Source organism: Streptomyces lothianensis (genome assembly GCF_047779955.1).
In the GTDB taxonomy this organism is placed as follows: domain Bacteria; phylum Actinomycetota; class Actinomycetes; order Streptomycetales; family Streptomycetaceae; genus Streptomyces.
In genome coordinates this window covers 1-481 of sequence record NZ_JBLMKT010000138.1, presented here as the reverse complement: position 1 = coordinate 481, position 481 = coordinate 1, and the positions used below count along the sequence as shown (strand labels likewise).

General features: G+C 67.8%; 1 protein-coding gene. It reads left to right on the top strand.

Features of this window, described 5'->3' with window-relative positions; genetic code table 11:
• A partial coding sequence (locus tag ACLF6P_RS29955; RefSeq protein WP_415954561.1) for an acyltransferase domain-containing protein occupies positions 1-481 on the top strand: 481 nt, incomplete at both ends.

The following is a 481-nucleotide window of genomic DNA, read 5'->3' as shown; positions in this document are numbered from 1 at the left end:
CTGTCGGCGAAGAGCGAGCGTGCTCTGGCTGCGCAGGCGGAGCGTCTGCTTGCGTTTGTACGGGGGGACTCGGCCGTTTCCCTGATGGATGTCGGTTATTCGCTGGCGTTGTCGCGTACGGCGTTCATGCATCGGGCGGCGGTTGTCGCGTCGGAGCGGGAGGGTTTCGAGGCGGCGCTGGAGGCGCTTGCCGAGGGGGTGCCGTCGGGCGCGGTGACGACGGCGGTCGCCGGTCCCGCTGCGAAGACGGTGTTCGTGTTCCCTGGGCAGGGTGCGCAGTGGGTGGGGATGGCGGTCGGACTCCTTGACTCGTCTCCGGTGTTCGCGGCTCGTATGGCGGAGTGTGCGGCGGCTCTGGCCCCGTATACGCCTGACTGGTCGCTGTTGGATGTCGTACGAGGCGTCGATGGTGCTTTGGGTTTCGATCGGGTGGATGTGGTCCAGCCGGTGCTGTGGGCCGTGATGGTGTCGCTGGCCGAGG